The 21,532-nt window shown below is 45.9% G+C and carries 13 protein-coding genes; 10 read left to right on the top strand and 3 right to left on the bottom strand.

Annotated elements, in window-relative coordinates; translation table 11 throughout:
• Window positions 1-68: 68 nt before the first annotated feature.
• Window positions 69-1,820, bottom strand: a complete 1,752-nt coding sequence (locus IQO02_RS04495; RefSeq protein WP_016786557.1) for a diguanylate cyclase — start codon at window positions 1,818-1,820, stop codon at window positions 69-71.
• Window positions 1,821-1,908: 88 nt separating this feature from the next.
• On the bottom strand, window positions 1,909-2,865 hold the full coding sequence (locus IQO02_RS04490) for a TIGR01212 family radical SAM protein (protein ID WP_010434776.1): 957 nt from the start codon (window positions 2,863-2,865) through the stop codon (window positions 1,909-1,911).
• 528 nt (window positions 2,866-3,393) lie between these two features.
• Here IQO02_RS04490 and gltB (IQO02_RS04485) point away from each other — a divergent pair.
• The 10 genes from gltB (IQO02_RS04485) (at window position 3,394) to IQO02_RS04440 (ending at window position 20,741) form a co-directional block, all read left to right on the top strand.
• Window positions 3,394-7,941, top strand: a complete 4,548-nt coding sequence (gene gltB, locus IQO02_RS04485) for a glutamate synthase large subunit (protein WP_010434775.1) — start codon at window positions 3,394-3,396, stop codon at window positions 7,939-7,941.
• Entirely contained in the window at window positions 7,941-9,410 is a 1,470-nt protein-coding gene (locus IQO02_RS04480) for a glutamate synthase subunit beta (RefSeq protein WP_010434774.1), read from the top strand. The genes gltB (IQO02_RS04485) and IQO02_RS04480 overlap by 1 nt, the downstream gene beginning before the upstream one ends.
• 436 nt (window positions 9,411-9,846) lie before the next feature.
• The gene (gltB, locus tag IQO02_RS04475) at window positions 9,847-14,310 is read left to right on the top strand and encodes a glutamate synthase large subunit (protein WP_046209299.1); all 4,464 of its coding nucleotides are present in this window, start codon (window positions 9,847-9,849) and stop codon (window positions 14,308-14,310) included.
• A 16-nt stretch (window positions 14,311-14,326) separates the two neighbouring features.
• Window positions 14,327-15,739, top strand: a complete 1,413-nt coding sequence (locus IQO02_RS04470; RefSeq protein ID WP_016787584.1) for an FAD-dependent oxidoreductase — start codon at window positions 14,327-14,329, stop codon at window positions 15,737-15,739.
• A 170-nt stretch (window positions 15,740-15,909) separates the two neighbouring features.
• Window positions 15,910-16,338 carry a DUF1499 domain-containing protein gene (locus IQO02_RS04465; RefSeq protein ID WP_016790334.1) on the top strand — a complete coding sequence of 143 codons (429 nt, stop codon included), beginning with the start codon at window positions 15,910-15,912 and terminating at the stop codon, window positions 16,336-16,338.
• A gap of 127 nt (window positions 16,339-16,465) precedes the next feature.
• The gene (mtnN, locus tag IQO02_RS04460) at window positions 16,466-17,161 is read left to right on the top strand and encodes a 5'-methylthioadenosine/S-adenosylhomocysteine nucleosidase (protein ID WP_010434770.1); all 696 of its coding nucleotides are present in this window, start codon (window positions 16,466-16,468) and stop codon (window positions 17,159-17,161) included.
• A 10-nt stretch (window positions 17,162-17,171) separates the two neighbouring features.
• The gene (locus tag IQO02_RS04455; protein WP_010434769.1) at window positions 17,172-18,125 is read left to right on the top strand and encodes a cobalamin biosynthesis family protein; all 954 of its coding nucleotides are present in this window, start codon (window positions 17,172-17,174) and stop codon (window positions 18,123-18,125) included.
• A 1-nt stretch (window position 18,126) separates the two neighbouring features.
• Entirely contained in the window at window positions 18,127-18,996 is an 870-nt protein-coding gene (btuF, locus tag IQO02_RS04450; RefSeq protein ID WP_016790333.1) for a vitamin B12 ABC transporter substrate-binding protein BtuF, read from the top strand.
• Between the two features lie 74 nt (window positions 18,997-19,070).
• Window positions 19,071-19,688, top strand: a complete 618-nt coding sequence (locus tag IQO02_RS04445) for a TRIC cation channel family protein (RefSeq protein ID WP_016767748.1) — start codon at window positions 19,071-19,073, stop codon at window positions 19,686-19,688.
• A gap of 207 nt (window positions 19,689-19,895) precedes the next feature.
• Window positions 19,896-20,741 carry a LysR family transcriptional regulator gene (locus IQO02_RS04440; RefSeq protein ID WP_010434764.1) on the top strand — a complete coding sequence of 282 codons (846 nt, stop codon included), beginning with the start codon at window positions 19,896-19,898 and terminating at the stop codon, window positions 20,739-20,741.
• Here IQO02_RS04440 and IQO02_RS04435 read toward each other — a convergent pair.
• Entirely contained in the window at window positions 20,692-21,471 is a 780-nt protein-coding gene (locus IQO02_RS04435) for a TSUP family transporter (RefSeq protein ID WP_010434762.1), read from the bottom strand. The genes IQO02_RS04440 and IQO02_RS04435 overlap by 50 nt on opposite strands.
• Window positions 21,472-21,532: the final 61 nt, after the last annotated feature.

The following is a 21,532-nucleotide window of genomic DNA, read 5'->3' as shown; positions in this document are numbered from 1 at the left end:
GGTAACCAATCAAGATAGTGCTAAGCAACACCAAAAAGACAGGTTAGCCCAACCATAAATTTATAGAACTAGCTAATTGAAGAAGGATGTACCATTGAACGATTTCGACCGTCAGATTTAGCTTGGTAGAGTGCACTGTCAGCCATCGCAACTGCGGACTCCATTTCGTCATCAGGTGATGGAATATAAGAAATAATGCCAATACTCACCGTGATAAATTCAGAGACCGCTGATTTTTCGTGTATCAGACCTAACTTAAGTACTTCATCATGAATACGACTTGCAACAAGAAGCGCACCATCCGTAGTCGTATTTGGCAAAATAAAGCCGAACTCTTCCCCGCCATAACGAGCCACGCAATCAGACGAGCGACTGAGTACTTGCTTGAATGCCTGCGAAACTTGAATCAGAGCATCATCACCTTGCTGGTGACCATAAAAATCGTTATAGCCTTTAAAAAAGTCGATATCACACAGCATGATCGTCAATGGTAGCCTCTCACGCACATGGTAATGCCATAGTGTCGAAAGCTGTTCATCAAAGCGGCGTCGGTTGGAAACTTTAGTCAAGCTATCCATAAAACTGAGGCGTTCAAGTTCAAGGTTCGCCTCTTCAAGCTTTTGTTCTGCTAGATAGCGCTCGGTAATATCACGCGCCATGATCAACACACCATTAGTGCTCGATGCTGGATCTCTAAATGGTGATTTGACTACATCATACCAAGTAAATGCTCCATCACTTGAGACCACTTTGTCGATATAACGCAGCGATTTACTTTGATGAAGCACTTGATGATCGGTTTCTGAAATTCGCGTATAGATGCTATGTGGCACCACATCTTGTAAACGCTTACCGATCAAGTCACTCACTTCAGAGATTCCCAGCGCAGCCACAAATGGTTTATTACACGCTTGATAAACCATGTTTTCATTAAAGATACCAATGGAGTCCGGGCTGGCCTCCAGGATGTTTTGTAGAATGGTATCACGCTGTGCAAGCGCGACTTCGGTGTCTTTTCGTTTTTCCATCTCTCCGCGCAACTTTTGCTGCATGTCGTGCCAATCGGTTACATCATGGCTAATCGAAAGCGTACCTATGGTTGAGCCATCTTGTGAAAGCAAGACACTTTGGTAGGTTTCAAGCAAGCAGCTTTTTCCATCTTGGTCTGTGGTCCAAGAGCGTTCACTTACACGACCTTTTAATGCTCCACCAGAAACACTCAGGGTGCCCTCTTCAGCACGACCATGCCAAAACTTTTTAAACGAGCGATTACTCGTCACTAACTCACCTTTCTGATCTTTCACGTAGATCAGCTCAGACAAAGAATCTAAAGCCGTGCGCGCGACATTGAGCTCACGAACTTCTTGGGACAGTTCTTCATTGGTATTTTTATAAGGCGATGCATGGATCATCCAGGCTTTCTTGCTTCTAAAGTGGATTTTACGGCCGACTAAATTGACCTTAAAAGACTCAAATTCGGAAAGTGCCCAAAACGAAATTTGCTCAAATGATCGAGAGTTAATGTGATTGGTTAAGTAGTGACGGAAACTGTTTTCACTTTCCACGGTAGGAAAACGAAAATTAACACCGATTTGGCGGATACCCAATAATTGCATAGCTTGAAGATTGGCATACAAGATTTCACCACTTCGTACATCGACAAAGTAAAGTGGTGAGGGAGTAGAGAGTAGAAGCTTTTCAATGTGCGACTGATAACGCGAATAAAGATGCCAGCAGATGAGAGCAATTAGCAATACGATCACGATATATATACCGTAGCCATACGCCTTGTCCCACAACCAAGTCATTACCAGTTCCATTTACTCTCAATCTATACCATAAATTCTGTGAGGGAAATGTTACCACTATTTGCTGGTTTAATCTGCTGTTACCTACTCCCACGCATTTCTATAGATTGGCGCTATTTAATACAGGGAGCGTATACTTGAAAGCCGTACCTGTTTTGATGCCCTGCGCACCTGTTTTATCGAGTTCACGACCAATTTCAGTCATCGCTAACCAGCGGTTTTCACACCACAATGGCGAAAGAAGTGTCGGACGACGAGCGGCTGAAGATACACGATGATAAACCACATTTGCAGGCGTACGCTGGATAATTTCACTGGCGATATCAATATACTCTTCCAGGGTCGGCGCTTCGAGTTTGCCAGCTTTCCACGCTTTGGCCATGGTACTGCCCTCAACAATATGAAGGCCGTGAAGCTTGATACCATCAGTACCAACAGCTAATACCTTGTCTAACGTTTCCAGATTATCGACTTTGGTTTCTTTTGGCAGGCCGACGATAAGGTGCGTACAAACTTTGATACCTAAAGCCCGTGCGCGCTGAGTGATCGTTTCATACACCGCAAAATCATGACCACGGTTAATTCGTTTAAGGGTTTTATCATTGGCTGTTTGTAATCCTAGCTCTAGCCAAATCTCATAGCCTTGTTCCACGTAACCCGCTAGCAGTTCCAATACCGAATCAGGCACGCAGTCTGGCCTAGTGCCAACACAAAGACCTACGATATCGGCACCTGGTGCTTTAAGCGCTTCTTCATACATATTTTTGAGCACTTGGACTTCAGCATAAGTGCTGGTGTATGCCTGAAAATAAGCAAGATACTTCTTCGCACGAGCGATCTCACCGGCGCGATCTTTTAGCTGATCAGCAATACTTTGAATTTGAGTTTGTTCATCCGCAAACGAAGCAACGTTACAAAAAGTACATCCACCGCGACCGATGGTCCCATCTCTATTTGGGCAGCTAAAACCACCATGAAGTGTCAGCTTATGAACCTTCTCACCATAACGACGCTGAAGATCTTGGCCGATAGTATTAACCAACTCATGTAATTGCATATTTTCAAAGTTCTCAGTAAATAAGAATGAATATCAGTCTTTTTTGAAAAAAAATTACATCCCTGCAAAATTCGACCAAATAGTTTACGCAAAGCTTTTTGCGAGCAACCTATCAAATATCAATAAACATGCAAAAAATCAGCTCTATTTGCCTAATGTTGCACATTTGTTGTGCATTAAATTCAAAATAAAACGAAAAAAATGGTCTACATGGGGCAACTTTCATTGCAATTCGCCTAGACAAAATTGTAGGATACTTACACATATTGGCTATTTTTGAGTATTTACTTACAACCAAAACTTGCTGATAAGTCGGTGATACCCATATCCCACCTATATAAACCACTAGTTTGTGGTTAAAAATAAACGGATATCACTAAGGATTGTTTTTCTCGCAATACTTTTCCTGCGAGATACGGAAAGGATTCAAACCGCCAGCATAGGCAGGTTTAGACCCATAAATATAAAAGGACAAGGCTAACTTTATACAAATAAGTTGCGCCTAGATTTAACTGGAAGGATGTATCTATGGTAGATCAAGAGCAGAACTCACAGGGTCTGTATACTCCTGAATTGGAGCATGACGCTTGTGGTATCGGTTTTGTTGCGCATCTAAAGAATCGCAAATCTCATGATGTAGTAACTCAAGCACTCGATATGCTTGCACGTATGGAACACCGTGGCGGCCAAGGCTGCGATCCGTGTTCTGGTGATGGTGCAGGTATCCTGCTACAGAAGCCGCACGAATTCTTACTAGAAGAAGCCGTAAAGCTTGGAATTAAACTGCCATCTTTTGAAAAATATGGTGTTGGTGTTGTACTTTTCCCTAAAGATGAACACAAACGTGCACAGTGTCGTGACATTCTAGAACGCAATGCACAGCGCCTAGAGTTAGAAGTTATCGGTTACCGTGAACTTCCAACTGACAATTCAATGATTGGTGCTGACCCACTAAGCACTGAACCTCAATTTGAACACGTATTTATCTCTGGCGGCCCTGGTATCACTCCAGAAGAGCTTGAGCGCAAACTGTATGTTCTACGTAACTACACCGTTCGTGTTTGCCTAGAAAGCGTGTCAAATATCGGTGATGACTTCTACATCAACTCTATGTCTTACAAGACATTGGTGTACAAAGGTCAGCTAACAACAGAACAAGTTCCTCAGTACTTCCTAGATCTGCAAAACCCAACCATGGTGACAGCTCTAGCACTGGTACACTCTCGCTTCTCTACCAATACATTCCCACGTTGGCGTCTAGCTCAGCCTTTCCGTTATATCGCACACAATGGCGAAATTAACACGGTTCGCGGTAACCTAAACTGGATGAAAGCGCGTGAAGCGATCCTTGAATCGGATCTGTTCACACAAGCTGAAATCGACATGCTGCTTCCTATCTGTCAGGAAGGTAGCTCGGATTCATCAAACTTCGATATGGCGCTTGAGCTTCTTGTTCTTTCAGGTCGTACTCTGCCACACGCATTGATGATGATGATCCCTGAAGCATGGCAAGAAAACAAGAACATGGATCCAACTCGTCGTGCGTTCTACCAGTACCACGCGAACGTAATGGAACCATGGGATGGCCCTGCATCAGTATGTTTCACCGATGGTGTTCAAGTTGGTGCAACACTTGACCGGAATGGTCTGCGTCCTTCTCGCTACACGGTGACCAAAGACGACTTCCTAGTAATGGCGTCTGAATCTGGCGTAGTAGAAATCGCACCAGAAAACGTTGAATACCGTGGTCGTCTACAGCCTGGTCGTATCTTCGTTGCTGACCTTGAGCAAGGCCGCATCATTTCTGATGAAGAAGTGAAAGACGGTATCGCTAAATCGCAACCCTACGAAAAATGGGTTGAAGAGAATCTTCTGAGCTTGAAAAAGCTACCGGATGCGAGCAACGAATTTAACCAACCTTCTCCAGAGAAACTGCTTCACAAACAGCAATCGTTTGGTGTGAGCTCTGAAGAAGTGAACGAAATCATTCTCCCTCTTGCAAAAACAGGCTACGAGCCACTTTCTGCAATGGGTGCTGACTGGCCGCTAGCGATTCTGTCTCATCAATCGCAGCACCTTTCAAACTACTTTAAGCAGTTGTTTGCACAAGTAACTAACCCGCCGATCGACCCGATTCGTGAGCGTATGGTTATGTCTCTGAACACTTACCTAGGTAAAGATCAGAACCTACTTGCTGAAACACCTGAACACTGTCAAAAAGTGGAACTTGAGTCTCCTGTTCTTTCTAACTCAGAGTTAGAGAAACTTCGTGCAATCGATAATGAGCACCTTCAATCGAAGACGCTAGATATCGTATTCCAAGCAAACGGAGATCAAGGCAAGTTAGAGCGCGCACTTAAGCGTATCTGTCAGTACGCAGAAGACGCAGTGATTGATGGTTACTCTATCATTCTACTGACTGACCGTGCCGTTAACTCTAACCACGCCGCTATTCCAGCAATGCTGGCAGTTGGCGCGGTTCACCACCACCTAATCCGTAAAGGTCTACGCGCTAAGTGTGACATCGTTGTTGAAACGGGTGATGCTCGTGAAACTCACCATTTTGCAACACTTATCGGTTACGGTGCGAACGCAGTTAACCCATACCTAGTTATTGAAACGATTGTTGAATTGCAACGTACTAAGAAGCTAGATCCAAACGTACACCCACGTGAGTTCTTCGATAACTACCGTAAAGGTGTCAACGGCGGTCTACTGAAGATCTTCTCTAAGATGGGGATCTCTACGTTACAGTCTTACCATGGTGCTCAAATTTTTGAAGCCCTTGGTGTTAGCAAATCGGTGGTTGAAAAATACTTTACTGGTACTGTTTCTCGTATCCAAGGTCTAACGATCGACGATATCGCACGAGAAGTACTGGTTCGTCACCGTGTTGGTTACCCTGCTCGTGAAATCCCAGCTCAAATTCTTGACGTTGGTGGTGTTTACCAGTGGAAACAACGTGGTGAGAAACACTTGTTCAACCCTGAAACGATTTCTCTACTTCAAGAGTCGACGCGTAACAAAGATTACGGTCAATTCAAGAAGTACGCAAAAGCAGTCGATGACCAAGGCGACAACGCAGCAACGCTACGTAGCCAACTTGATTTCATCAAGAACCCTGCAGGCTCTATCCCTCTAGCGGAAGTAGAACCAATCGAGAATATCCTTAAGCGTTTCGCAACAGGCGCAATGAGCTTTGGTTCAATCTCGCATGAGGCTCACTCAACACTCGCTGTTGCGATGAACCGCATTGGCGCGAAATCAAACTCAGGTGAAGGTGGTGAAGACCCAGCACGTTTCGAGCGTAAAGAAAATGGCGACTGGGAACGTTCAGCAATCAAACAGGTGGCTTCTGGTCGCTTTGGTGTAACGTCTTACTACCTATCTAACGCTGATGAGCTGCAAATCAAGATGGCTCAAGGTGCGAAACCTGGCGAAGGTGGTCAACTACCTGGTGATAAGGTTGATGACTGGATCGGCGCAACACGTCACTCGACTCCGGGCGTAGGTCTTATCTCGCCACCGCCACACCACGATATCTACTCAATCGAGGATTTGGCTCAACTAATCTACGATCTGAAAAATGCTAACCGTAATGGCCGTGTAAACGTGAAGCTAGTATCGGAAGCAGGCGTAGGTACGATTGCATCAGGCGTAGCGAAAGCAAAAGCTGACGTGGTACTTATCGCAGGTTTTGATGGCGGTACAGGTGCATCTCCAATGTCTTCTATCCGTCACACAGGTCTGCCTTGGGAACTTGGTCTAGCAGAAACGCACCAAACACTACTGAAAAACGGCCTGCGTAACCGTATCGTTGTTCAGTCTGATGGTCAGATGAAAACACCACGAGACCTTGCAGTCGCAACGTTACTAGGCGCTGAAGAATGGGGCGTAGCAACAGCAGCATTGGTTGTTGAAGGCTGTATCATGATGCGTAAGTGTCACAAAAATACATGTCCTGTTGGTATTGCAACACAGAACAAAACTCTGCGTGAGCGTTTCGACGGCCGCGTAGAAGACGTAGTGACTTTCTTCCAATACATGGCTGAAGGTTTACGTGAAGTAATGGCTGAGCTTGGCTTCCATTCTATCGACGAAATGGTTGGTCAATCACACAAACTTAAAGTTCGCGATGACATCGGCCACTGGAAGTACAAGAACCTAGATCTAACACCAGTACTGCACATTGAGCAGGCTCGTGCTGAAGATGGTATCTACAACCAGACAAAACAAAATCACAACCTAGAAGACGTTCTAGACCGTAAGTTGATTCAAGCTGCAATTCCAGCACTTGAGAAAGGCGAAGCCGTGAATGCGACCTTCCCTATCATCAACACGGATCGCTCTGCAGGTACCATGCTGTCGAACGAAATCTCGAAGGTTTACAAAGACCAAGGTTTACCACAACCAATGAACGTTAAGTTCCACGGTAGTGCGGGCCAATCTTTCGGTGCATTCCTTGCGAAAGGCGTTAAGTTCGAAGTCGAAGGCGACGCGAACGATTACTGGGGTAAAGGTCTGTCTGGCGGTACATTGGTACTGTACCCAGATGCGAAATCTTCTATCGTTGCAGAAGACAACATCGTAGTGGGTAACGTATGTTTCTACGGTGCCACTTCTGGTGAATCTTTCATTCGCGGTATGGCTGGCGAACGTTTCTGTGTTCGTAACTCAGGTGCGAAGGTTGTAGTTGAAGGTGTTGGTGATCACGGTTGTGAGTACATGACAGGTGGCGCGGCAATTATCCTTGGCTCAACGGGTCGTAACTTTGCTGCAGGTATGAGTGGCGGTGTCGCTTATGTTTGGGATAAAGCAGGTGACTTCGAAACCAAGCTCAACGCAGAACTTGTAGACCTAGACCCAATTGAACAAGAAGATAAAGATCTTCTACTCGATATGCTAACGAAGCATGTTGAATTCACAGGAAGTGAAGTTGCTCAGTCTTTCCTAGACAACTTTGAAACAAGCGTTGCATCACTAGTTAAAGTAATGCCTCGTGACTACAAAGCAGTTCTTGAGAAGCGTAAAGCTGAAGCACAACAGGCACAAACGGAAGAAGTGGAGGCAGTATAATGGGTAAGCCTACTGGATTTTTAGAACACGGTCGTGAGCTTCCAAAGAAGCTCGACCCATCGGTTCGTATCGAAGACAACAAAGAGTTCGTACTTAACGAAGAGTTTGGTGAAAAGATCAATACTCAAGCATCTCGTTGTATGGACTGTGGCGTACCTTTCTGTCACAACGGCTGTCCGATTGGTAACATCATCCCAGAATTCAATGACGCGGTTTACCGTGACAGCTGGGAAGAGGCTTGGAACATTCTAAGCTCTACCAACAATTTCCCTGAGTTTACAGGTCGTGTTTGTCCTGCTCCTTGTGAAAGTGCCTGTGTTCTTGGTATCAACCAAGATCCAATCACTATCTGTAATATCGAGAAAACAATTGTTGAAACTGCGTACCGTGAAGGATACGCAAAACCGAAAACGCCACGTTCTCGCACAGGTAAAACGGTAGCCGTGATCGGTTCAGGTCCTGCTGGCCTAGCCGCTGCTGAACAGCTAAACAGTGCTGGTCACTCAGTAACGGTATTTGAACGTGACGAAAAAGTAGGTGGTCTACTTCGCTTCGGTATTCCAGATTTCAAACTGGGTATGGACGTCATCGATCGTAAGATCAACCTAATGGCTGAAGCGGGCGTTGAGTTTAAAGTTAACCAGCACATTGGTGTTGATGTTAATGCTCAACAACTACGTCAAGAGTTCGATGTGGTATTACTAACGGGTGGTTCTACGGTTCCACGCGACTTGCCAATCCCAGGTCGTGAGTTGGAAGGTGTGCATTTTGCTATGGAATTCCTTGGTCAAAATAACCGCCGTGCCAACGATTTAGATCTCAAGACCGAAGAAATCCATGCTAAAGATAAGCACATTGTGGTTATCGGTGGTGGTGATACAGGTTCTGACTGTGTGGGTACTTCAAACCGCCATAAGGCAGCAAGCATTACTCAAGTTGAGATCATGCCGATCCCACCTGAGAAACGTCCTGCGAACATGCCTTGGCCTCAATACCCAATGATCATGAAAACCACCACTTCTCACGAAGAAGGTTGTGAGCGTCATTGGAACATCCTGACCAAAGAATTCATCGGCAACGATAAAGGTCAAGTGACGGGTCTACGTATTGCAGACATTGTTTGGCAAGACGCGAAACCAGGCGAGCGTCCAGGCTTTGATGAAGTGGCTAACTCTGAACGTGTTATTCCTTGTGATATGGCGTTCCTAGCAATGGGCTTCTTACACCCAGAACCAACAGGTGTACTGGCTCAGCTAGACATTAAACTGGATGAGCGCGGTAACGTGGCCTCTGAAGGTTACGCGACGAACCAGAAAGGCGTTTTCGCTGCTGGTGATATGCGTACTGGCCAGTCGCTAGTCGTACGTTGTATTAACGAAGGCCGTGAATGTGCAATTGCGATTGATGACTTCTTAATGGGTAACTCAAACTTAGAAGCGAAAGCTGATTCACTCATGCTTTCCGCATAATATTTCTCGGGCTAACGTCGCTGACGTTAGCTTAGGGAAAAAGCAACACCCTTCCTAACTTTTGTATTTGGCTAGCACTCGATGCTAGCCTTTTTTCTGCCTGTCACTTTCAATACATCTACGATAGCTGTTAAATCCCGTTAACAACTGGCTTTCATATCTCTTTGATATAGTTCTATTATTTCAGGTTATTACGTGGCTAATCGCGTTTACGCATGATAATTAACCATGAACTTGACCTTAAACACAATTAGCTATACGTTGTAAAGCTGATGAAAATAAAACCAATAGGTTTTGTTAACACAGCTAATAACGTTTTAACTAGCTAAAAACAAACTATCAGTTTATATAAGAACAAGTTTATAAAAAACAACAAGTATATGAATAGTTAGTCATTTACTGTCTGGATGACAGAGAAGCAAAAGGGAGAATTGCAATGGCTCTATATGATCCTAGTCTTGAAAAAGACAACTGTGGATTTGGTTTAATAGCGCAAATGGAAGGCCAACCTAGTCATAAGTTGGTACGAACTGCTATTTCAGCCCTCGATCGCATGACACACCGTGGTGGTATCGCCGCGGATGGCAAAACCGGAGATGGTTGTGGCTTATTACTACAGAAACCAGACTCCTACCTCAGAATTATTGCAGAAGAGAATAACTTCAAGCTCGGCAAGCAATACGCTGTCGGCATGGTTTTCTTCAGCCAAGACCCAATCAAAGCACAATCCGCGCAAGACATCGTCAATAAAGAGCTCGCTCACGAGACCTTAACCATCGCGGGTTGGCGCGTTGTGCCGACCAACACCGATGTATTAGGTCCAATCGCCAAAGATTCCGTTCCTAATATTCAGCAAGTCTTTATCTCAGCCCCTGCTGGCTGGCGTGAACGCGATATTGAACGACGCCTTTATATCGCTCGCCGTAGAATTGAAAAGCAGATCACCGAAGACAAAGATTTCTATATTTGTAGCCTGTCGACCCAAGTCATGGTTTACAAAGGCTTGTGCATGCCTGCCGATCTACCGCGATTTTACCTCGATCTCGCTGACTTACGTATGGAATCGGCGATATGTCTGTTCCACCAGCGCTTCTCAACCAATACTCAGCCACGTTGGCCATTGGCTCAGCCATTCCGCTATTTGGCGCACAATGGTGAGATCAATACCATCGAAGGCAACCGTCAATGGGCTAAGGCTCGTGCTTACAAATTCTCCTCACCACTGTTGCCTGATTTACAAACAGCCGCACCTTTTGTAAATGAGACAGGCTCAGACTCATCAAGCTTAGATAACATGCTCGACCTGTTCCTTGCTGGTGGTATGGATGTGTTCAGAGCGATGCGTATGCTTGTGCCGCCCGCTTGGCAAAACCACCCAGATATGGATCCTGAGTTACGTGCCTTTTACGACTTCAACTCCAAACATATGGAACCGTGGGATGGCCCAGCTGGTATCGTACTTTCAGATGGTCGTTATGCAGCATGTAACCTTGATAGAAACGGCTTACGTCCAGCACGCTATGTCATTACCAAAGACAACCTGATCACTTTGGCATCAGAAGTGGGTATTTGGAACTACGCGCCAGATGAAGTAGCAGAGAAAGGTCGCGTTGGGCCTGGTGAACTGCTTGTTATTGACACTCGTCGCGGCAAGCTATGGCAATCTAATGAGATCGACAATGATCTGAAAGGTCGACACCCTTATAAAGAGTGGATGGAAAAGAACGTTCACAAATTAACACCGTTTTCCGAATTGTCAGATGATCAAGTCGGTAAGCGTAGCTTTGACGATGACACACTAAAAACTTATCAAAAACAATTTGCGATGAGTAACGAAGAATCAGACCAAGTACTTCGCGTACTCGGTGATATGGGACAGGAAGCGGTCGGCTCGATGGGCGATGATACGCCAATGGCCGTTCTGTCTTCTAAAGAACGTCTTATTACGGATTATTTCCGTCAGAAGTTTGCCCAAGTAACCAACCCACCGATTGACCCTCTGCGTGAAAAACACGTGATGTCTTTGGCGACCAGTATCGGCCAAGAGATGAATGTATTCTGTGAAACCGATGGCCACGCTTATCGTGTGACGTTTGATTCACCGGTGCTGCTTTACTCTGATATGCAGCAGCTTCTGCAGTTAAGTCAAAAGCATTATGGTCACGCTATTCTTAGCATGCACTATGATCCGGCAGATAAAGATCTCGAACAAGCCATCAACGACTTGTGTGATCGTGCAGTGGAAGAAGTGCGTGATGGTGCAGTTTTGATTGTACTTTCAGACAAAGGTTTAGAAAAAGGTAGGCTGCCAGTTCCTGCCGCCATGGCTGTCGGTGCCGTACAAACCAGACTTGCAGACAACAACCTACGTTGTGATGCTAACATCGTGGTTGAAACAGCAACCGCACGTGACCCGCACCAATTTGCCGTACTGCTTGGCTTCGGTGCTACCGCAGTTTACCCATATCTCGCTTATGAAGCTCTGGGCAAAATGTTGGACGATGGTTCATTAGATAAAGACTATCGCACTGCATTGCAAAATTACCAAAACGGCATCAACAAAGGTCTGTATAAGATCATGTCGAAGATGGGTATCTCAACGATTGCTTCGTATCGCTGCTCGCAGTTATTTGAGGCAGTAGGTTTACATACCGATGTTGTTGATCTGTGTTTCCGTGGCGTAACGACTCGCATCCAAGGCGCTAGCTTTAGCGACTTCCAACAAGACATCTATAACCTATCTCGTAAAGCATGGACAAAACGTAAACCACTGGAACATGGTGGCTTACTCAAATACGTACATGGCGGCGAATACCACGCCTACAACCCAGACGTAGTCAGTACCTTGCAAACCGCTGTAAAGACAGGTGAAACATCGGATTATCAATCTTTTGCGAAGCAAGTTAATGCTCGTCCTGCTGCTATGCTGCGCGACTTAATGAGCCTCAAAAAAGCCGAACAACCTCTGCCGCTAGAGCAAGTCGAGCCAAGTAGCGATCTCTTTAAACGCTTCGATTCTGCCGCGATGTCGATTGGTGCCTTGAGCCCCGAAGCTCATGAAGCGCTGGCCATGGCGATGAACCGATTAGGTGGTTATTCTAACTCTGGTGAAGGCGGTGAAGATCCACGACGCTTTGGGACTGATCGTAACTCGCGCATCAAACAGATAGCTTCCGGTCGTTTTGGTGTGACGCCACATTACTTAACCAATGCGGATGTTCTACAAATCAAGGTCGCGCAAGGTGCGAAGCCAGGAGAAGGCGGTCAGCTGCCGGGTCATAAAGTCACCGCAGAAATAGCCAAGCTGAGATACTCAGTTCAAGGCGTGACTCTGATCTCCCCTCCTCCGCATCACGATATCTACTCTATCGAAGATCTGGCTCAGCTGATTTTCGACCTTAAGCAAGTTAATCCTAAAGCCTTGGTTTCAGTGAAGTTAGTATCTGAGCCGGGTGTCGGCACCATTGCTACAGGTGTGGCGAAAGCTTATGCCGACCTGATCACCATTTCAGGTTACGACGGCGGTACCGCAGCAAGCCCACTGACCTCAGTGAAATACGCAGGTTGTCCCTGGGAGCTTGGCTTAGCTGAAACTCAACAAGCACTCGTCGCCAACGGGCTTCGTCATAAAATTCGCCTGCAAGTCGATGGTGGTTTAAAAACCGGCCTCGATGTTATCAAGGGTGCGATTTTAGGTGCAGAGAGCTTTGGTTTTGGTACTGCACCAATGGTAGCAATGGGTTGTAAGTTCTTAAGAATTTGTCACCTAAATAACTGTGCGACAGGTGTGGCGACTCAAGATGAAACCCTACGTCGTGAATACTTCAAAGGCCTACCAGACATGGTGGTGAACTACTTTACCGGCCTAGCCGATGAGGTTCGCCAATACCTTGCAGAGCTTGGCGTAGAAAAGCTTACTGACCTGATTGGCCGTACTGATTTGCTTGAAGCCGTTCAAGGTCTCACGGCGAAGCAGAGTAAGTTGGATCTTTCATCGATATTGGAAGCTCCGGTATCTACTGAAGGTCATCCACTGTTTTGGACAGAACCAAACGCACCGTTTGATAAGGCTCAGCTCAACCAACAGATCCTTGATGACGTAATCGAGGCAATTGAGAAACGTCAATCCACCAGCCTTTACTACAACGTGATCAACACCGATCGTTCGATTGGCGCTCGTATCTCTGGCGAAATTGCTAAGCGATACGGCAACCAAGGCATGGCAGGTTCACCAATCAAGTTGTACCTCGACGGCACCGCAGGCCAATCTTTTGCAGTTTGGAACGCAGGTGGTGTTGAGCTTTACCTAACAGGTGATGCCAATGACTATGTTGGCAAAGGCATGGCTGGCGGAAAAGTGGTTATCAAGCCTCACCAAGGCACCGCATTTACCTGTAACGAAGCGACCATTATCGGCAACACTTGTCTGTATGGCGCAACCGGAGGCAAGCTGTTTGCTGCTGGTACTGCTGGCGAACGATTTGGTGTACGTAACTCAGGCACGGTTGCTGTGATTGAAGGTGCGGGTGACAACGCCTGTGAATACATGACTGGTGGTATTGTTGCCATTCTTGGTGCAACGGGCGTGAACTTCGGCGCGGGTATGACAGGTGGTTTTGCTTATGTGATGGATAAGAATGAAGACTTCCAAGGCCGAGTGAACAACGAGTCGGTCGAGGCACTTTCTCTGTCTGACCTATTTATCCACCAAGAACATCTGCGTGGCTTAATTGCAGAACACTTAGAAGAAACGGGCTCAGTACACGCTGAAGCTATTCTGGCGAACTTTGATGAATGGATTCCGAAGTTCTACTTAGTGAAGCCAAAGACGGCGGATCTTAACACCTTGCTCGGCCACCAAAGTCGTAGCTCTGCTGAACTTCGTGTTCAAGCGCAATAATTGGAAGGAGCCAATAATGAGCCAGAATGTATACCAATTTATTGATGTGAATCGCGTAGACCCAGCGAAGAAGCCAATCAAGATACGTAAGATTGAGTTTGTAGAGATCTACGAACCTTTCACTAAGCAACAAGCCAAAGCGCAAGCTGACCGCTGTCTAGACTGCGGTAACCCCTACTGTGAATGGAAGTGTCCAGTCCATAACTATATCCCTCAATGGCTCAAGCTTGCCAATGAAGGGCGTATTATCGAAGCGGCTGAACTGTCTCACCAAACCAACAGCTTGCCTGAGGTTTGCGGCCGAGTTTGTCCTCAAGATCGTCTATGTGAAGGCTCTTGTACCCTCAACGACGATTTCGGCGCAGTAACCATCGGCAACATTGAAAAATACATCAATGACAAAGCGTTTGAGATGGGCTGGAAACCAGACATGTCTCACGTTGAATGGACCGACAAAAAGGTCGCGATCATTGGCGCTGGCCCTGCAGGTCTTGCAGCAGCTGATATCTTAGTTCGAAACGGTGTGAAGGCCGTGGTATTTGACCGCTACCCGGAGATCGGTGGCCTACTAACGTTTGGTATCCCATCGTTCAAACTCGAGAAAGGCATCATGGAAAACCGTCGCCGTATCTTTAGTGGTATGGGTGTCGAATTTAAGATGAATACCGAAGTCGGTAAAGACGTTCAACTACAACAACTTGTCGATGATTATGATGCCGTTTTCTTAGGGGTCGGTACCTATAAAAACATGCGAGCTGGGTTAGACAACGAAGAAGCACCGGGCGTTTATGATGCTCTACCCTTTCTTGTTTCCAATACCTACAAGGTCATGGAGCTGGATAATCCAACGCCATTCATCGACATGAAAGGCAAAAAAGTGGTCGTGCTTGGTGGTGGTGATACTGCGATGGACTGTGTTCGAACGTCTATTCGTCAGCATGCTGCTAACGTCGTCTGTGCTTATCGTCGTGATGAGGCCAACATGCCAGGCTCTCGCCGTGAGGTGAAGAATGCAAAAGAAGAAGGCGTGAAGTTCATGTTCAACCTTCAGCCATTAGCATTGGAAACCGATTCATCAGGTCATGTTACTGGCGTCAAAGTGGTGAAAACGGCGCTAGGTGAACCAGATGAAGCAGGCCGACGTCGTCCGGAACCCGTTGAAGGCAGTGAACATGTTCTAGAAGCCGATGCTGTGATCATGGCATTTGGTTTCCAACCTCATGCAATGGAATGGCTAGAACCATTTGGTGTAGAGCTCGACCAATGGGGTCGCATCAAGGCTCCCGGACAGCAAGAGTTTCAATACCAAACCACCAACAGTAAGATCTTTGCAGGTGGTGATGCAGTTCGAGGATCTGATTTAGTGGTGACTGCTATCGATGAAGGCCGTAAAGCCGCGGAAGGAATATTGGATTACCTAGAAGTGTGACTAGGTTTCCTTTATTACTCAGTTCGTTACTATAAAAAAGGGATCCAATTATGGATCCTTTTTAAACTAGATACGTTTATCACAAGCATCACGAAAATACGTAAAACAATTACAAATAAACCAATGCCGATAACTACAATTAGAATTAAAAACAAGCCATAGGAAACACCATGAAAAAAGCCGCTCTCCTTTCTCTATCTCTTTTAACTTTAACCGCATGCAGCCAAGGAATCACGAACATGAAAGACAGAACTTCATCACCTTGTGGAGACAAACCAAACTGCGTATCAACTCAAGATGGCCGTGAGCAGCATGCATTGGACACGTTTGAGTTATCTGACTCAGCAAACTTAGATGCGATTGAGCAGGTTGCACTAACTTTACCTGGATCGAAAACCGCGAGTAAAACAGAAGATTATCTGCGTATTGAATGTACTTCTCGCATCATGCGCTTTGTCGATGACTTAGAACTTAAGATCACTGATGACAAACTGATCGTGCGTTCAGAATCTCGCACTGGCCATTCTGATTTTGGCGTAAACAGAAAACGTGCAGAACAACTTCGTGCTAGCTTAAAAAGCGAAGGCCTAATCAAATAGATAAAAGAATCCGCAGATAAATCACTGCTATTCGGATGAGAAGTGCCTCTGGGCAGTCGCTCGACACTTCTTATCCATGCTACAATTTCGCTCTACTGTTTAAATATTATTTATTAAGAGACTACACATGAAAATCGGCATCATTGGCGCAATGGAGCAAGAAGTTGCGATCCTAAAAGCAGCAATTTCAGACATTACTGAAGTTAATAAAGGCGGTTGTACCTTTTTCTCTGGTCAGCTAAATGGTGTTGACGTTGTTTTACTTCAATCAGGCATTGGTAAAGTAGCAGCGGCTGTTGGGACTTCAATCCTATTAAGCGAATACCAACCAGATGTTGTTCTAAACACGGGCTCTGCTGGCGGTTTTGATTCAACACTGAACCTTGGTGATGTCGTGATCTCAACTGAAGTTCGTCACCACGATGCAGACGTTACAGCTTTCGGTTACGAAATCGGCCAAATGGCAGGTCAACCTGCAGCATTTAAAGCTGACGACAAGCTGATGGCTGTCGCTGAACAAGCACTAGCACAAATGGAAGATAAGCACGCCGTTCGCGGTCTTATCTGTACTGGCGACGCATTTGTTTGCACAGCAGAACGTCAAGCGTTCATTCGCAAGCACTTCCCATCTGTCGTTGCTGTAGAGATGGAAGCATCGGCTATCGCTCAAGCTTGTCACCAATTCCAAGTACCATTCGTGGTTGTTCGTGCAATCTCTGACGTTGCAGACAAAGAATCACCAATGAGCTTCGAAGAGTTTCTGCCACTAGCAGCACAAAGCTCTTCAGAAATGGTTATCAAGATGGTTGCCCTACTAAACTAAGCGACTAGACATGCAAACACTGTTTGATCAGGTATTTGCAAATGGCGTGCTCCTTGTAATGTGGGGAGCACTGCTTTTTCATTTGATTTTACCTATCCCCCATGCCGCACATCCCACAACCTTATGGCATAAGTTTGCTGAGCTTTTAGCAAGCAAGGTTAATAACAACCAAAACTATTCCCAAAGCTTAATCTCGGGCACATTAGCTTGGGGATTGATGGTACTGCCGAGTCTAGTAATTCTATTAGCACTGCAACCATTGGTTTGGCAATCTCAACTGTTTGAATTAGCACTGTTATTACTGGCGATTGATTGGCGCAACAATGAAAAGCTAACAAACCAACTGATCAAAGCACTTGGTCGAGAAGATAAAGCCACGGCTCGCCAGTTATTGGCGCCGATTGTTAATCGTCAAACTGAATCACTGTCATCACTTGGCCTAGGTAAAGCCGCCGTAGAAACCATCATCATGGGTTACGCTCGTAACGTGGTTTGTGTGTTGTTCTGGTACGCCATTGGTGGTGGCATCGCCGCGTTAATGTATCGTCTAGTAGTCGAGTTAGCTCGAGCTTGGTCGCCAAGTCGCAAGCAATTTTCTCCATTTGGATCAACGGCAATCAAGATCGTCGCTATTCTCGAATTTATACCGATGCGTTTATTTGCTTTGATGATCGTATGTGGTGATAAAGCCACGCACACATTTAAAATGATGCTAGTCCAAAGTCGCTCTTGGCCACTGCCCGGCCCTGCATGGTTAATCACGGCCGTTGGCAACAAGCTTGAGCTGTCATTGGGTGGCCCAGCGATTTACGACAACACCAAAGCCATTCGAGCCAAATTAGGTGGCAGAATCGCCCCATCAGCCCTGCATTTGTCGCAGGTTCAGAAGCTACTATTTGGCCGTATCGCTATCTGGATATTTTTACAAAGCCTAATCTTACTATTTGTTCACCAAGGGATTTAGAGTGAAACCTTTAGCACTTGTTACAAGACTTACTCTTTTATCTTCCAGCTTATGGCTGCCTTTATCATTTGCAGAAGAAACATCGCTGACTCCAGAAAAAGTACAGCCAGCTCAACGCGTAGTAAGCCTTGCTCCTCACGCCACTGAGCTCGCCTACAGCGCTGGTTTAGGTGATAAGCTTGTCGCGGTTAGTGAGCGAAGTGATTACCCACCACAAGCTGACAAGCTAGAGAAAGTGGCGAATTACCAAGGCATCAAGGTTGAGAAGATCATTGCACTTCAGCCTGATTTGATTCTTGCGTGGCCAGCCGGAAACCCGCCCAGAGAACTGGCGAAACTAGAGCAATTTGGTTTTAATCTTTACTACTCCAAGACCAAAAGCCTAAACAGTATCGCCACCAATATTGAACAACTCAGCCAATACGCTAGCGATCCAAGCATTGGCGAAAATAACGCTCAGCAATACAAAGAGCAGCTCAAGGCGTTGAGAATAAAATACAAAGATGCCGAGCCAGTAAACTACTTCTACCAACTCAGTGAGAAACCGATCATCACAGTTGCTCAAGGGCACTGGCCAAGTGAGGTGTTTGAGTTTTGTGGTGGCCGCAATATTTTTGAAGACAGCGCATCCCCTTATCCGCAAGTTGGAATTGAACAAGTTGTCTTAAGAAAACCGCAAGTGATCTTCACTTCTCAGCACGCGATTGAGAATGGAACCATATGGCAAACATGGGAAGATGAGATCCCAGCTGTCGCTCAAAATCAGATTTGGTCCCTCAATTCTGACTGGATTAATCGCCCGACAACGAGAACTTTGAAAGCGATCCAACAAGTGTGCGATTTCTTCGATAGAGCTAGGCAAAATCACTAACTATTTGCTGCGTTTTTTCGTACAATTCGCCACCGACCTATCCCTACAATTTTAACTATAAGAGCACCAGTATCATGGACTCCATGCTGCTTTATATTATCGATTTATTTGGCACTGCCATCTTTGCCGTCTCAGGTGTATTTGTCGCTGGCCGTCTTAAGATGGATCCCTTTGGCGTAGCCGTTCTAGGCAGTGTTACTGCAATTGGTGGCGGTACAATTCGAGACATGGCTCTGGGCGCGACTCCCGTATTTTGGATCACCGATACCACCTACCTTTGGGTCATCATCACCACCTGTTTGCTGACTATGATTATTGTAAGGCGCCCAAAACGTCTGGCTTGGTGGATATTGCCGGTGTGTGATGCGATCGGCCTCGCGGTGTTTGTTGGTATTGGTGTAGAAAAAGCGCTTACCTATCAAGATTCAGCGCTAGTGGCCATCATCATGGGTGTCATCACCGGCTGCGGTGGCGGTATTATCCGTGACGTACTTGCCCGTGAAGTACCAATGATTCTAAGAAGTGAAGTCTACGCGACCGCTTGCATCATTGGCGGCGCTTTCCATACAATGGCGATCAGCATGGGACACGACTCAGAAACTGCATTTTTAGCTGGCGTGTTCTCAACACTATTGATTAGGCTTGGTGCCATTCGTTGGCATTTATCATTGCCAACCTTTGCTATCAAATAGGCCATCGTTACAAATTGAAAGGCTCCGCAACGGAGCCTTTTTTAATCCTGCTCACTCTCCAATCCATTATTATGATCTTTCGTGACACTTTACGTTCCCAATTTAAAATACCTAACTGAGTTCAAACCTTTCGCTTCAAATCTAGAGAATGAAGAGTGTTTGAGGTAATTTGGTTTAATCATTCCCAACTTTCATGAATATAACCCAATGCTACTCGAAGGAATCGAAACTCTACTGGTATTGAGTAAAGCAAAGACCATGAGCCGCACAGGCAGTTTGCTTTATATCAGCCAATCAGCGGTCAGCAAACGGATTGCTAATTTAGAGAAGAAGTTAAGCAAGAAACTCATAGAACCGAGTGGCCGACAGATAAAACTGACGCCAGATGCGATTGCATTGATCGAGAGTATAGGCCCAACATTCAATGAGTTACGTGGTCTTATTTATGAACAGCAAGAGTTGGAAGATACGACTCTTATCACCTTAGACAGCTCTAAATCTCTGATAGCGGGCTATCTAGGTGAGATGATGGGCCAATTTATCCAGCAAGATAAATACATCACCATTACCACTAACCACACACCTCGAATCATAGAAAGAGTGCAATCGGGCAAAGCGACCTTGGGCTTATGCGCAGGCTTATTACCACCGCATCATGGGTTGATGACCTTCCATCTGTTTGATGAGCCGTTTTACATAGTGAGTAAGTCACCGCTAACGGAGCTTCCTCCATTGGTGATTACCAACGATATGACCAACCCCGCGAACTCTTATCAACTTTCTGTCTTAGAGAAGTTTGGTATCAAGCCCTTGATGGAGATGGATGCCTACACCGCAGCGGCTCAACTTGCATTGGGCGGGACTGGGCCAGCGTTAATCCCGCTCTCTATCGTAAAAACACTCAATATTGAGCCTCAATACCTGTATAGCTTCACCGAATTAGCAGGCTTAATTCGACCGATTCATATCTGTGTAAGACCAAATAGCTATCAGTCTCCACGAGTTAGAACACTGATAGAATCCATTGTTGATGCTGTTCCCAAAGCAGTTTAGACGCCATTAGCATCGACATAACGATCACAAGGGGTCGAATCCATTTCTGCCCTTTTGTCACCACCACTTTAGCGCCAAGCTGAGCGCCCATAAAACCGCCAACCGCCATCACTAATCCTAACTCCCAAATAGGCAAGCCAGCCAAAATAAAGAAGATCAATGCGGCAATATTAGAGGTGAAATTAAGTACCTTGGTGCGCGCCGTAGCATCGACTAACGAGAAGTGACCAATCGCAACAAAGCAGACTGTGAAGATAGAACCTGTTCCTGGGCCAAAGAAACCATCATAGAAACCAACTCCACCACCTACACACAGAGCAAACATCGCCTCAGAGATCTTCTGTTTTCCTTCAGACGCTCTAGTTTGCGGTGCCAACAGGAAATAGAGAGAGATAGCGATAAGCAGCAGCGGTATCACACTGGTCAGTAGGCTCGCATCAATGTGCTGAACTAACTCGGCGCCAATAGCAGAGCCGATAAAGGTACAAAAGATAGCAAGGCGCATCTCTTTGATACTGACAATACCGTTGCGCACGAAATACCAACTGGCGGAAAAGCTACCAAATGAGCTTTGGAGTTTATTGGTTGCCAATGCTTGAGTTGGTGGCACTCCGGCCGCTAGCAATGCAGGTAGAGTCAGTAAGCCACCACCACCAGCCATTGCATCGATGAAGCCTGCCGCCGTTGCAACAACAAACAAGATAGCCAATATTTCAAGAGTGATTTCCATATACCCAACGCCTTAAAGTCCTGTGTAACGACAAGTTACCACTCACTGTAGGTGAGCAATA

The organism is Vibrio sp. OPT24 (assembly GCF_015163545.1).
GTDB lineage: Bacteria > Pseudomonadota > Gammaproteobacteria > Enterobacterales > Vibrionaceae > Vibrio > Vibrio cyclitrophicus.
Note: the sequence above shows the minus strand (reverse complement) of the source record. Positions and strands in the feature narration are given on the sequence as shown.

Coding starts and splice junctions, on each gene's coding strand:
- IQO02_RS04440 (WP_010434764.1), top strand. CDS start 19,896: ATGCTACTCGAAGGAATCGAAACTCTACTGGTATTGAGTAAAGCAAAG.
- IQO02_RS04445 (WP_016767748.1), top strand. CDS start 19,071: ATGGACTCCATGCTGCTTTATATTATCGATTTATTTGGCACTGCCATC.
- IQO02_RS04470 (WP_016787584.1), top strand. CDS start 14,327: ATGAGCCAGAATGTATACCAATTTATTGATGTGAATCGCGTAGACCCA.
- gltB (WP_010434775.1), top strand. CDS start 3,394: ATGGTAGATCAAGAGCAGAACTCACAGGGTCTGTATACTCCTGAATTG.
- mtnN (WP_010434770.1), top strand. CDS start 16,466: ATGAAAATCGGCATCATTGGCGCAATGGAGCAAGAAGTTGCGATCCTA.
- IQO02_RS04480 (WP_010434774.1), top strand. CDS start 7,941: ATGGGTAAGCCTACTGGATTTTTAGAACACGGTCGTGAGCTTCCAAAG.
- gltB (WP_046209299.1), top strand. CDS start 9,847: ATGGCTCTATATGATCCTAGTCTTGAAAAAGACAACTGTGGATTTGGT.
- IQO02_RS04455 (WP_010434769.1), top strand. CDS start 17,172: ATGCAAACACTGTTTGATCAGGTATTTGCAAATGGCGTGCTCCTTGTA.
- IQO02_RS04495 (WP_016786557.1), bottom strand. CDS start 1,820: ATGGAACTGGTAATGACTTGGTTGTGGGACAAGGCGTATGGCTACGGT.
- IQO02_RS04490 (WP_010434776.1), bottom strand. CDS start 2,865: ATGCAATTACATGAGTTGGTTAATACTATCGGCCAAGATCTTCAGCGT.
- IQO02_RS04465 (WP_016790334.1), top strand. CDS start 15,910: ATGAAAAAAGCCGCTCTCCTTTCTCTATCTCTTTTAACTTTAACCGCA.
- IQO02_RS04435 (WP_010434762.1), bottom strand. CDS start 21,471: ATGGAAATCACTCTTGAAATATTGGCTATCTTGTTTGTTGTTGCAACG.